Origin of the sequence: Paenibacillus sp. PK1-4R, from assembly GCF_030369595.1 — a bacterium.
Classification (GTDB): Bacteria; Bacillota; Bacilli; order Paenibacillales; family Paenibacillaceae; genus Paenibacillus.
On record NZ_CP126535.1, the window covers coordinates 4,692,094 to 4,705,225 of the forward strand.

The window sequence follows — 13,132 nt, forward strand, 5'->3', positions numbered from 1 at the left end:
TTTTATGTATAGAAGTGAACCCCGTGGCACAGCTACGCAACGAGAAAACACCCCAATCTGCTGAGGTGTTCATCGTATTTTCATAAATACGGCCTTGTCTTGTCAGCCTTCCAGCATTAACAGATGTCCAGACAGCTGTTTTAAGACTTCACGACAAGCATTTGCTTTTTCGATATTATCCATCTGCATGGCCGTGTAGAGGCGCTCCAGTTCATCGTCCACTTCCATGCGCAACAACATGAGCCTTTCCTCGCCTTCACGCGAGAGGAACATTTCTTCCATCTCTTCCGCCGTCGGCGCAGGTTCCTTTTGAAAAATGACACGCTGTTTGAAACCGGACACTTCCACGAGACGAATCACTTCACCGAATAAAATGTTCTCTACGGTCATCTGCTGATCCTTAAATCGCTTCACAACCGCATGCCCGCGTGTATCTCCAATCAGCTTCTCCAGCCACTCTGCAAGTTTTGCATCCTTAATGATGTAATCCCCTGTCATCTTGTAATTCCCCGTGCGTGTCTGTTGAAAGCGGAGCTTTACCAGCTTGCGGCCGGTCCGGACTGACAGGATAAAAAAGGATTCGTCCTCGCTCCAATATAGTGAATATCCCTCACGAATAAGGTCTCTGATCAAATTTTGGATATGCCGACGGTTGAACCGCAGCTCCAGATTGCAATATTCAACTTCATAACTCTTATTCACGGCACTCCCTCCATCTGTACCGGATCAACTCCGGCCCTCGTCTTCAATCGCTTCTACTCAATCGGCTTACCCTATTTTATACTTCATTTTATGTAAGGGTACTTGGTTATTTGACTATTTTTCACCGAAAGGACCGCAGGATTGCAGCTTTCCGCAGACGCACAGGGGCAAGCCCCCGATTATCATGATATAACGGACGCGAAAAAGGGAGTTCCACAACCATGATGGTTAACGGAACTCCCCCTTCTTTCACTTATTTGGCTGGAGCGGTGCGAAACGGATTGCGGGATAACACAAAGTGCACAACGGCAAGTCCTGCCATGACGATAGCACTGCCAATGAATGGGGCCGGATGGCTAACGTGGTCCCACAGCAGACCGGAAACAATAGGGCCTACAACCATACCTGATCCCTGTAGTGTGAGAAAGAATCCCCAGATCGCTCCCCGCTCTCCTTTGGGAATCAGTGTGGCTACAAAAGCATTCCACGCGGGCAGAATCATGGCATAACTGATGCCCACCAGCATAACAACACCAAACACCACCGGAATGGATGTTATGGAGGAAAACGCGAACAGACTCGCCGCCGCCATCAAAAAACCAATGTTCAGGAACGGTTTCGTACCAAACCTGTCTACCATTTTACCTACAGGCAGTAAGGCAATAACGGTGATTCCACCACCCGCAATCAGCAACAAACTGTAAAGGTTTGGTGAGATGTGCAGGTCTGTGCGTGTATATAGCGTGATGACTGGACTGAGCAGTCCAATGACAAACGACTGCATAAACAAGGCAGGATACACCAGTGGATTAACATTAAGCGTGCTGCGTACCCGTTGCAGTGTGCCCTTCACACTCTTTTGCAGCCGGATGAACGGTGTGAGCAGATTCGGTTTGGCTGGATATTTCTCATCGCTATTCTTCGCCGCTTGCTCGGCATGCTCGCCTTCAACAATGACACGTCCGGGAAGAATCATGGCCACCAGAATAACGAGAATGGCACAACCCATCAACACAAGAAATATGGTGCGATAATCATGATGCGTGCGCTCCAGCAGCCAGTTCATGCCTATTGGTCCAAGTCCCGTTCCGCCGAGAGCAGCCATCTCCAGCGCCCCCATTGCTGTACCATTTTTGTTCTGTGGGCCAGACATCGCCGTCACCCCTGTCATGGCGCAAGGCCAGAGTGGTGACGTACCAATGCCAAGAATGAGACAGGCCATGGCAAGTCCAAAGGCACTTTTGAGAAAAAGGATCATAATAACAGCGATTAAGGTACAGATTAGTGCTGTAACCATCGTTGCGCGGAACCCGATCCGTTCTGCTGCCCAGCCGGAAGGCGCCCGGAACAGATTATCTCCCAGATATTGAAGAGCAAATGCCACACCAATGACGCCTGCAGACAGACCCAGTATATTGTCCATATACACGGGCAGAACAGCTACCAACAGGGCCCCTTTGATAATTTCAACTAGAAAAAGTGTCAGCCACATCGCGATAAAAAATGGTGATCGCAAAATTTTGGCTGGTTTTGTATCGGTTTGCATTCTTTTTCCCCTTTCGCCGTTCAATTGCCTATTCCCTATCCTTAGTGTAACCGTGGGGAATGTGTCCAAATCTCGGCAATTCAAAAAATTGTCGATTATACTGTTGCATTCGGTTCTTAATTTGCTATACTCATCTTTGTTTACCAATTTTATTAGGAAGGGTTGTGACAGCACTGATGAATCACCACCGTACGCCGCTGTTTACCGCTTTAAAAAATCATGCGGCACTCAATCCGGTACAGTTTCATATTCCGGGCCATAAAAAAGGATTGGGAGCGGATACCGAATTCCGTGAATTTATTGGCGATAATGCCTTCTCCATAGATTTGATTAACATCGCACCGTTGGATGACCTGCATCAGCCAACCGGTGTCATTCAGGAAGCACAAATTTTGGCAGCAGATGCCTTCGGAGCCGATTATACCTATTTTAGTGTACAAGGCACAAGCAGTGCCATTATGACCATGATTCTGTCTGTATGTTCACCGGGTGACAAAATTATTGTGCCCCGTAATGTGCATAAATCAGTTTTGTCCGCCATTATTTTCTCAGGCGCCAAACCCGTATTTGTTTCTCCTTCACAAGATGCCAATCTGGGCATTGACCACGGAGTGACTACACAGTCTATCCGTCGCGCACTTGAGCGTCATCCAGATGCCAAGGCATTGCTTGTAATTAACCCGACCTATTACGGCGTGGTTACCGATCTAAAAGAGATTGTTGAGCTTGCACACAGCTATCAAGTCCCTGTCCTCGTTGATGAAGCACACGGTGTACTCATTCATTTCCATGAGGATCTGCCGTTGTCTGCGATGGCAGCAGGTGCCGATATGGCTGCAACCAGTGTTCACAAGCTTGGTGGCTCCATGACACAGAGTTCCGTACTCAACTTGAATACAAAGAATGGGTTTGTGAATCCACAGCGTGTACAGACGATCCTGAGTCTGCTCACCTCAACATCAACTTCATACATTTTGCTTGCTTCACTCGATACGTCAAGACGTAACCTGGCACTCCACGGTCGTGAAATTGCACAGAAGGCCATTGAACTAGCTGAGTTTGCCAGACGTTCGATTAATGATATGGATGGCCTGTATTGCTTCGGTAGAGAGTTGCTGGGTACAGAAGCAACCTTCAACTATGATCCAACCAAAGTAACGATCCATGTTCGCCATCTGGGCATTACAGGGTATGAGACAGAGAACTGGCTGCGTGAACATTACAACATCGAGGTCGAACTTAGTGATATGTACAATATTCTGTGTCTCATCACGCCAGGAGATACGGATGACAGTGTGGATATCTTGCTGAACGCTTTGCAGGATCTCTCCCGTACCTATTATCAAGTGAACCCGGCCCATGAACTGGTCGTAAAAGTTCCGGACATTCCACAGTTGATGCTGACTCCACGTGATGCATTCTACGGTGATACCGAAGTGATTCCGTTTAAGGAATCCGCAGGACGTATTATCTCGGAATTCATCTATGTCTATCCGCCAGGAATTCCGATCCTGTTACCGGGTGAGGTTATCACCCAGGAAAACATCGACTACATCATCGATCATGTCGAAGTTGGATTACCCGTCAAAGGACCCGAAGATCGCAGCGTAACCAACGTTAAAGTGATCGTGGAAGCCGATGCCATTTTCTAGAACAACCCCATTTGCGCTGTAAATGGGATGAACTTAAAGGACCAAGCCTTAAGCTTGGTCCTTTTTTATTTTATGGGACAAGCGAGTTTGCATTTTCCCGTCTATTTCGTCGTTCAAATCGGTGGTGTAAATGCTCGTATACCTCTTAAAAAACAAACAAAAGGCCCCCTGAGATCAAGGAGCCTTCATGTTATGTTCCAAAAGAATGACTATTCTTGTGATGCAACGAGTTCGTTGTAAGCCGCTTCAACGCGGTTCCACTCTTCTTCGTCTTCAATATTGTAGAGCACCATTTCCTCGTCTTCTTCTTCCATACGCAGGATGATGCCGTCAGCTTCAGGATTGTTACGTTCCAGCAGGAGCGCATAAACATGCTTCTCCACGTCAAACGTCTCCACCAAAACCATCTCCACGTCTTGGCCGTTCTCGTCTGTTAATGTGAGAAGGACTTCTTCATGCTCGTGGTCGTGGTCGTGGTCTTGCCCGCATCCGCAGCCATCGCCGTGTTCATGTGTGTGATCGCTCATTGAAATACCTCGCTTTATAAATAGAAATTGTGTAACCTTGCATATCGTAACATGTTCAATGACCCAGGTCAATTTAACTCACAGGGTAATTTTCGCTTCAATCGTTCAGCGCTGTAATGATTTTCTCCGCTACCAGGACGTAGCTGCTGTTTGCATTTTCTTTAATATGAAAGCCGACCTGATACTTGCCGGCACGACTGAAATCGTACGTAAAATCGTATGTGCGGAACCAGAAGTTATCCTTCTGTGTCGTAAGCTCCTGGGACTGGATATCCTTCACCTGACCGCTTGGATTGGTAATTGTTACTTTCACCGCAGCTACATCTGCTGTCAGACTGTCCACTTGAGAAAATACATTGAATTTCAACTTACCTACGTTAACGTTGCCAAATACAGTGTCTCCCTTGAAGAGAAAAATATGTACATTCGGTTTGATCACCGTTACTCTCTTGTTACTGCTGTCCCATTTGACGACGCCTCCGGCTTCCCTCACAGGTACATAGGTCGTTCCATCAATGAGATAACCTCCATCAGCTGCTTCCTTGCCGTTAATGAGAACACGAATCTTCTCGTTCACCGAATCTGCAAACAATAAAGACCCGCCGAGCAAGGAGAATACCGTGACACAAAGCAATATTCGTTTCCATTTCATCCCGTCAATATTCCCTCCCCTGCTGCTAGCTGTTGTACATTTATACTGCAGATTCATCCACAAAGTTGCGCTGTTTTTCATCATTTTTCATTTTTTATCCAGAATTTTTTCCACCCCTTGGAATGCACAAAAAGAGGCGATCCTCATTAAAGGATGCCCCTGATCTATAATTGTTATATATACGGGATTATACGAAGAGTTTATGAAGAAGTATGGCGGGTCAATATACAGGGAACGCCCTTGCCTAAAGCCCCTTCAATTCTCATACGTGCAGCGTAATCCATACCTCGTGTACATGGTGTCTTACATCTCTCGCATACATCCGATGTGACCAACTTCATGGATACACGTATTTTATCACTCTTTAATGCGGGAGCTTTCTTACCTTTTGCCTTTGCCATCCCGGATTCCCCATTTCCCCAAGTGCTTACTGATGTAATGCATCATATGGGGATTCGCCCGGTTGTGTGTCTATTTAGAAAACGTATTTAAATAATAAAAATATGACAAGGAGGATACCTCCGAGAATGAGCCAGTTGCTGATTTCATACCAAATGCTCTTGCCTCCGGACAGGTATTTCTGTTCATTCTCCTGATGACGCTGACGGTGGGTATCGGTCTCAGAGCCATGGGGTGGTTTGCTAAAATCCATCATAAGTACATTCCCCTTTCAGCAGTTTTGTATAATCTTAATACCATTATAACCCATAATTGAGTATTAAATTGATTTTTCTGTATAAAAAGGGCTGTTTCATACAAATGGTTCTATTGGATAGCAGTTAATTCTTCTTCTGTGACCCATTTGTGATTCTTAACCAAATCTCCCCCTGTTGTCGGGGTATAATCAACCATATATACCGTTATCTCTTCAGCAGAATCAATTGTGGCCTTCGCACCCTTCATCCCTTTCATGTGATCAGCGCTCAACACTACCTCAGAACCTGCCGCATACGGTTGTTCCTTATGGTCCTGTATTTCCTCATGGATAACCCATTTATGATTTTGCACGGGATCTCCGCCTGTTGTTGGTGTATACGTAACTGCATATACCGTAGTTTCATATGCTCCAACGACCTGTGCTCTCGCACCCTTCATGCCTGACATGTGGTCGGCACTCATCAGCGCCTGGCTTCCTACTGGGAAGGTGGGGTTGTTGTTTTCCCGCAGTCCTTCCGGTAGCTCTCCCGATTCAGAATGGTGCATCTCACCTGCGGCAGCTGTATGACTGTCATCGTTGCTTTCAATAGTTTGCCGAGTCTCCTTGCCACATCCACTCAAAATCAAACTGCCTGTAATCAATATAGTCGATAGGGTCAGTAAATATTTTTTCATGTTTTGCACTCCTTTAATTCTATTTGTATCATTCATTATACCCCCTACAGGTATATTACAATCATTATTATTGCTTTTTCCGGGCAGACGTATCTTACAACGGAGCAAAATAATACAAAAAAACCTCCGATTTCTCGGAGGCTTCTTTTAACAACAAATAGTTTCAATGATTACGCCAGTTCCACGTTAACATTCACGTTCCCTTTAATTCCTTTGGAATATGGGCAGTAGTCATGGGCAAGTTTCACAAACTTCTGTGCTGTTTCCTCATCCAGACCGAGAATCTTAACTTCCAAATCCACTTGAAGCTTCACACCGTTGTCCTCAGAGTCCGTCACCAACATTACAGTAGCAGCTACGGTACTTCTTTCAATTTCAACTTTGTGTTTCTTCAATTGAAACTCCAGTGCGGAGTTAAAACAAGCACTATACCCTGCTGCAAACAACTGCTCCGGATTGGTAGCTGTCGTCACTTGTCCTCCGAGTTCAGGCGGTGCAGCAACATCCAACATAAACACGTTATCTGGGGATTGTACGATTCCTTGACGTCCGCCTGTATTGATGACTGTTGTTTCATATAATGTTTTCATTTGTGAAAACTCCTTTAGTTGATTAGATTTATTTTGACTTAATTTTGACTTCTTTTGTATCGCTAACAATTACATTGTACACAATTAAATTGCGTATGTAAATAGCTGATATAAAAAAAAAATATAGTTTAATGCTGCGTTTAAATGAATAGCGATGAGGAGGATTATAATGTAGTTATCGGTAGAGGAAATGTATCCTTCCTTAACTTTCATCCATCGGATAACCTAAGTCGAACCGTTAAGGAGAATAACACGTTTGGAGAATAATTCATTTCTAACCCCAGACAAGCCCAAACATAAAGTCAGAGCACTTTCTGAGGTGTTGGCTGTATCAACCAAACTCGGCTTGACTTCATTTGGAGGACCAATCGCTCATCTTGGTTACTTTCATGAAGAATATGTTCGCCGTAGAAATTGGATGGATGAACGAAGCTATGCAGATTTAGTTGCGCTATGTCAATTTTTGCCCGGGCCTGCCAGCAGTCAAGTCGGGATTGGAATTGGCATCATCCGCGGCGGTTTGCTGGGGGGACTCATGGCTTGGCTTGGTTTTACACTTCCTTCTGTCATTGCGTTAGTATTGTTCGCTTTCCTTCTGCAAGGATTGGATATCAGCAGTACTGGCTGGATTCACGGTCTGAAAATTGTTGCTGTAGTTATTGTCGCTCAGGCGATATTGGGTATGGGGCAAAAACTAACTCCTGACCGTTACAGGGCAACCATCGCTATCTTTACTGCAGCGGCGACTCTTGTGTGGCCAACTGCGTTCACCCCAATCCTTTTTATTGTTATTGCAGGCATGATAGGTATGATCCAACTTAGAAAAATGACAGGGATTAATACGGTAGACTTGTCTGTCCCTGTGAGTCGTAAGTTGGCAATCGTCTGTTTGGTTACGTTCTTTGGAATCCTGATTCTGCTCCCGTTCCTCACACCCTTTGATCGTTCGGGATGGCTGTTATTCTTTGATAGCTTCTACCGTTCAGGATCACTTGTATTTGGTGGAGGGCATGTTGTCCTTCCGTTACTGGAACGTGAATTCGTCCCTGCAGGTCTGATGAACAAGTCCGACTTTTTGGCGGGATATGGGGCAACACAAGCTGTACCTGGACCATTGTTCACCTTTGCCAGTTATTTAGGTGTGATGATGCGTGGAGTCCCAGGTGCTTTGGTTGCAACGATTGCTATCTTTTTGCCAGCGTTCCTTCTGATCGTAGGAGCATTACCCTTCTGGAATTCTTTATGTAAAGGCTCGAAAATTCAAGGAGCATTTATGGGAATTAATGCAGCCGTAGTAGGTATTTTGTTGGCTGCGTTGTACGATCCGCTCTGGACAACTGCGATCCTAACTCCTGTTGATTTTGCACTGGTATGCATTTTGTTTCTAATGCTCGTTTTTTGGAAAGTACCACCGTGGATTGTTGTCGTTACTGGTGCAGCAGGCGGTACAATCATCAATCTTCTCTAATAAAAAAGGTACCCAAACACTGCACTTCTTTATCAAAGTGTCCGTGTTTAGGTACCATTTTACTGCACGTATGTCTTTTTACCGATCCATGCAGATTATCTATTTATTCTGTTCGTCATTCCAATTCAAATCATGCACCTTATTCATCTTCCGGCGTCTCCCCAGTTTGATTAATTACTCCAGATATCCACTTTCATCTGTGCACATTTGAAATACTTTGCCTCTGCCTTGCTTGTAGTCAGTTTCAACAGACATTGCAGTTCTCCATGTTGGAACACCCCACCGCTAAGGTCAGCGGCAACACCTCCATATTGATCATCCGCACCAAGCCATACGGACGGTCTCTCGAACCCAGCTGAGAACTGTAATCCGGTACAGAGCAGCACAGTGAGATTCTTACGGTTCTGTGCTTCATCTCCTGCTACGCCATGTGTGGTGAAGAACACCATGTTTTGATTAAAATCCGTGTACGTTCCATCTGCTTTATAGGCACGGACCATACCATACTTTTGATTTACGTTTTGAAAAAAGGTGATTCCGGCCTTGCTATCCTTCGATTTAATGCCAACCTGAACTGAGATTCCAATGTTCCCGTTTAATTGTAGCGCTTCCAAAGTGATTGCAATTGCGGTTACTTTCGAGCTGTCAATCAGATGTTTCATTTTCAACTCTGCCGTGGCTCCTGCCGTTGTCGGTGTTGTAACGGTTATGGTCCCTCTGTCGGGCAAAGGCTCAAACGTAGGGGTGCCCACCACCTCCACCCAATCCGGTAACGTTCCGTAAAGAAAATCGGCCACAAGCTGTTTGTGGACCTTTCCAAAGGGCACGATCTGACCCGCTGCATCACGTATAACCATCTCTACACCCCCACTGAATAGGCTACACCGATATTATGATCGGTATTGTAATACACGTACACTACGCCGTCCATAACGGACACCATCAAGGATTGCATGTTGGTCGTTTCCCAATTCAATGCCGGAAAATATATATCTGAAGGTTTGTCCAGCAGTTGACGAAAGTCTGGACTGATTTTCGCAATGGCAGGCCGAGCTACAGTCGTAACTCCACCGGAAGCATAAGCCGATAACATACCCAGCCACCACATGCTGCCTTTGTACATAAATACACCAGCATTGGGTCTTGAAATGTTTTCTTCCGCTGATAACGTCGCATCATTACCACCCATTAATGGTCTTGGATCAGCTAACCAGCTACGTCCGTCATGAGAATACCATATACATTTACGGCCAAAGTCACCACCGCCCATCACCGAGAAACCGATCCATTTGCCACCATTTCTAAAACACGAGAAGTAACCGGTATGACCATCACCTGGGAAACCGGGAGGTTTGTCCAGAATCAAACCCACTCTTGTCCAGTTAATCATGTCTACAGAGGTTGCAAGTGCCGTTGATTGATTGATCCCCAGTCCGTTTTGTTGATAATACATAAAGAACAATTGTTCTTCATCGTTCCAGATCACAAAAGGAGTTTCCGTCGAATTCCCAACCACGGTATCAAGATACACCTGTCCGTGTTTGGTCCATGGTCCTGTCGGGCTGTTCGAGTAGGCTAGTCCAATTCCTCCGATGTGATTATGGTTGGTAGAATACGTAGCATAATAATCTGCTTTTACATCAGGGATAAGCCCCTTCACCTTGATCGCCCGAAACCAATAGATCGATTGAAGGCCCGCCATTGCAGCGGTATACATAGGATTGTCCATTTTTTTATCAAATTGAGGCGTGTACATCCGTCTGGATTCTGCATCGCAATAATCATAAGGCGCAACGGACCTGTTTGCCTTCATCGCTGCGTCGAGTGCTGCCTGAGCAATATTTTCAGTCATAGACATGAGAACTCAACTCCTTCGTGAGCAGGGTATTACCATTTACCGGTCGCGAATATAAAACATCCGAAGTGTCCTTTAATAGGATTGAAAAATCAACAACATTACCCTCATTCGCAGTCGGCTCCTGAGTAATACAAATGTAAGGACAAATTCTAGCATTATATGAATACGCTTTCATTTTGTTCATTCCTTTATTTCCTTTACAGTTGTAATCAGCAACTGTCCCTTTCATTGGTACGCCCGGATAATGTTGATCCTTCATATTAATCCCTCCTATTGTTTTCTCCCGATAAGTATATTCATGAAGTTGCCTTTCTGTTAAAGCATTATGCCCATCTTGCAGCCTATTATTCTAAGTCTGGTTTTCATATAAAACATAAACAGGCTAACCAATACGAATTGGCTAACCTGTTTGAACAAAGAAACTGCAAAACCAATTACTTATTACTCCGCAAAAAGTGAAGATATGGGATTCGCAACTTTTTTATTGGATTTCTCCTTGCCTTGGTTATCCAATACGTAGTACTGGTAAAAGTCGTTAGTGAATCCGATAGACTCCTGTATTTTCAGCTTAAAAGCTTCAAATGCCGCATCACTCAGATGATCCTCATTCCAGAAATAGTGAAGCATCAATCGATTCTGGTTATAGGGATGTTTGATAACATATGCACCCGCGGCGAGAGGTTGATTCATGGTATTCTTCCAAACGAAACCCGTCTGTTTCGTCCGATCGATAATGTTGAATTTTAAAGCCTGCACCAATCCGTTTGACTTGGCATTACCAATGACAATAAGGTTGCTGTTGCCAATCTCTTTTTTCATCTTTTGCTTCAGTTCCTTGCGATCCCTTATAATGTCGTATCTCATACCGGTCATATCAAGGAATCCGGTCAACTGATTAACCATATCTTCTTGCTGTTTAGTTGCAAGCTTACTCACCTGATCGCTGAGCACAATGGTTAATTCCTCGCCTTGAAGGACTTTGTCCATCAATCGATTCATCACTTCATAAGGCAGATTAGGGATCATGCCCATGACAGCCTGATACTGTTGTTGTAACATGTCATGTACATAGGCGGCGGTCTCTTCCTGTGATAATTGGTATTCCGGCTTTAAGACAAAATTAGGCTGATATAGGGCCATCTGCATTTCTGAACGTACTTCTTTACCAAGCACATCTTCAATGGTGTGAAGCAGCCCCTCTACCGTTGCATTTTGGTACACGTAGCGTTTGAAATATATCCTCATCAACTCGTCAAATTTCTCTTCACCGACGGAACGGTAAAGCTGATAGATCGCTTGTCTTCCCTTCTGATAATACACCAAACCTGCCAAATCCCCAGCTTCATCGTTTGTTGACGCAATCGCCATATCTACGGGCGCAGTATCAAACTGTATGGATCTGAACCCATTTAACTTGTCTCCCTGTTTCTCGGCAAAATACACCATGGAGAAATCAGCAAAGCCTTCATCCAGGAAGGATTCTGTCTCCGAGTTATTACCGATCAATGCATGGAACCACTGATGCGCTATTTCATGAACAAATGTTGTGTCTTCTTCTGGAACAGCACCATTTTGAATCTGTCCCATCTGGATGAGCCTCGCATACTCCACGGCAACGCCTTGTACATAAGTCTCGACAATTCGGAACTCTGGATAGGGATACTTGCCATATTTCTCACTATAGAACTCAATGACCTTGAATGCCTGATTAATGTACCGGTCAACTATCTTTTTCTTGGATGGATCATCGTTGTAATAATAGTATTCCACCGTCAAACCGTTACGGGTAGCGCGTTCCACTTGAAGATTAGGACTTGCAAAGAAAACAAACTCCCTCGTATTCTCGGCTACAGCAGATACAATCTTACGTCCATGTTCTGTACTGTCTTGAGTGGTGATCGTGCCTGGCATGGCTACCTGGTACTCATCAGGAACATTTAATTGAACTTCAAAGTCCGATGAGGTGTAATAATCGCTCTCAAATGTTCGACTATACGGTGCCTTGTTCCATTGATGTTTAACCTCGTCGTATACAGACATCACCGGGAACCAGTGCGCACCATTGATCATGTCCATGTAGTAGGAAACTCGCTGTGAGCCATAGGGTATATTCAACTGAAACTCCAGTTGGAATGATACCGATTCGCCTGGTTGAACGGGCTCTTTCAACTGCACGGTCAACGCTTGGTTTTCCTTATGGAAATCCAGCGATTGACTATCTGCTGTTACAGCCTGAATATCGATGCCACCCAGAAAGTCCTCCGCTGTCTTCTCCGGGTGATCTTCACTAATCTTTTCATTATGCTGTTGGTACATGCTCGCCTGTGTAGACTTGGAGAGGTTTGCATCAGCATATGTATGAAGGACCAGCTGCTGGAGGGTATCCTTGCTTGTGTTGTGATACGTTACCTTCTCGCTCCCCTGGATCGTCATGTCCTTCTCATTCAGCCGAGCCTGGATCTGGTATTGAATCGGGGTCTGCTCTAGAGAATCTTTCTGTGTGTTATGTATCTTCGTAGATACAGGTGCTGGGTCTGCTTCCGCGGTAACAACCCTCATGTTCGCAAGTGGGCTTGCTGCCAGTATTAAAGCCAGTGTACCCGCGATCCCTACTCTGGCTAACTTTGATGTAAATGGTTTTGAATAATTCATAGTTCTCTCCTTCTCCTGTTCTATATTGACCTCAGAACCAAGTATAGAAGACGAACCTTACGCTGAATTTATGTTTTATTTAAGTTTTGTTTAAAAAGAGGAAGAGAAACTGAAACTATCGCAAATCGCATTCATGTTTGTATGTAAAAAAGA

Annotated in this window: 13 protein-coding genes; 2 read left to right on the forward strand and 11 right to left on the reverse strand. The window is 44.8% G+C overall.

What is annotated here, in order from left to right; all coding sequences use genetic code 11:
* Positions 1-102 precede the first annotated feature (102 nt).
* Positions 103-702: a YkzI domain-containing protein gene (locus tag QNO02_RS20350; protein WP_076211433.1), complete on the reverse strand. Its 600-nt coding sequence runs from the start codon at positions 700-702 to the stop codon at positions 103-105.
* Between the two features lie 253 nt (positions 703-955).
* Positions 956-2,248: an MFS transporter gene (locus QNO02_RS20355; RefSeq protein ID WP_289389808.1), complete on the reverse strand. Its 1,293-nt coding sequence runs from the start codon at positions 2,246-2,248 to the stop codon at positions 956-958.
* Between the two features lie 176 nt (positions 2,249-2,424).
* Between QNO02_RS20355 and QNO02_RS20360 the strand changes: the two genes are divergently transcribed.
* Positions 2,425-3,900, forward strand: coding sequence for an aminotransferase class I/II-fold pyridoxal phosphate-dependent enzyme (locus QNO02_RS20360; protein ID WP_047844430.1), 1,476 nt, complete (start codon positions 2,425-2,427; stop codon positions 3,898-3,900).
* A 209-nt stretch (positions 3,901-4,109) separates the two neighbouring features.
* Here QNO02_RS20360 and QNO02_RS20365 read toward each other — a convergent pair whose 3' ends face one another.
* From QNO02_RS20365 to QNO02_RS20390, 5 genes are all read right to left on the reverse strand, one after another.
* Complete coding sequence (locus QNO02_RS20365; protein ID WP_036614722.1) at positions 4,110-4,427, reverse strand: DUF1292 domain-containing protein; 318 nt, start codon at positions 4,425-4,427, stop codon at positions 4,110-4,112.
* 97 nt (positions 4,428-4,524) lie between these two features.
* Entirely contained in the window at positions 4,525-5,079 is a 555-nt protein-coding gene (locus QNO02_RS20370) for a stalk domain-containing protein (RefSeq protein ID WP_036614723.1), read from the reverse strand.
* A gap of 475 nt (positions 5,080-5,554) precedes the next feature.
* Positions 5,555-5,734, reverse strand: coding sequence for a hypothetical protein (locus QNO02_RS20380; RefSeq protein WP_017687398.1), 180 nt, complete (start codon positions 5,732-5,734; stop codon positions 5,555-5,557).
* 110 nt (positions 5,735-5,844) lie between these two features.
* Positions 5,845-6,411 carry a YdhK family protein gene (locus QNO02_RS20385; protein ID WP_289389812.1) on the reverse strand — a complete coding sequence of 189 codons (567 nt, stop codon included), beginning with the start codon at positions 6,409-6,411 and terminating at the stop codon, positions 5,845-5,847.
* A gap of 170 nt (positions 6,412-6,581) precedes the next feature.
* Positions 6,582-7,001 carry an organic hydroperoxide resistance protein gene (locus QNO02_RS20390; RefSeq protein WP_017687397.1) on the reverse strand — a complete coding sequence of 140 codons (420 nt, stop codon included), beginning with the start codon at positions 6,999-7,001 and terminating at the stop codon, positions 6,582-6,584.
* Between the two features lie 256 nt (positions 7,002-7,257).
* On the opposite strand from QNO02_RS20390, the gene QNO02_RS20395 reads away from it, so the two are divergent.
* On the forward strand, positions 7,258-8,469 hold the full coding sequence (locus tag QNO02_RS20395; RefSeq protein ID WP_289389814.1) for a chromate transporter: 1,212 nt from the start codon (positions 7,258-7,260) through the stop codon (positions 8,467-8,469).
* A 170-nt stretch (positions 8,470-8,639) separates the two neighbouring features.
* Here QNO02_RS20395 and QNO02_RS20400 read toward each other — a convergent pair whose 3' ends face one another.
* From QNO02_RS20400 to QNO02_RS20415, 4 genes are all read right to left on the reverse strand, one after another.
* Entirely contained in the window at positions 8,640-9,326 is a 687-nt protein-coding gene (locus QNO02_RS20400) for a hypothetical protein (RefSeq protein ID WP_289389816.1), read from the reverse strand.
* A gap of 2 nt (positions 9,327-9,328) precedes the next feature.
* Complete coding sequence (locus QNO02_RS20405; protein WP_289389817.1) at positions 9,329-10,327, reverse strand: glycoside hydrolase family protein; 999 nt, start codon at positions 10,325-10,327, stop codon at positions 9,329-9,331.
* Positions 10,314-10,586, reverse strand: coding sequence for a hypothetical protein (locus QNO02_RS20410; protein WP_289389818.1), 273 nt, complete (start codon positions 10,584-10,586; stop codon positions 10,314-10,316). The genes QNO02_RS20405 and QNO02_RS20410 overlap by 14 nt, the downstream gene beginning before the upstream one ends.
* Before the next feature lie 182 nt (positions 10,587-10,768).
* Entirely contained in the window at positions 10,769-12,979 is a 2,211-nt protein-coding gene (locus QNO02_RS20415) for a M1 family metallopeptidase (RefSeq protein WP_289389819.1), read from the reverse strand.
* Between the last annotated feature and the right edge of the window lie 153 nt (positions 12,980-13,132).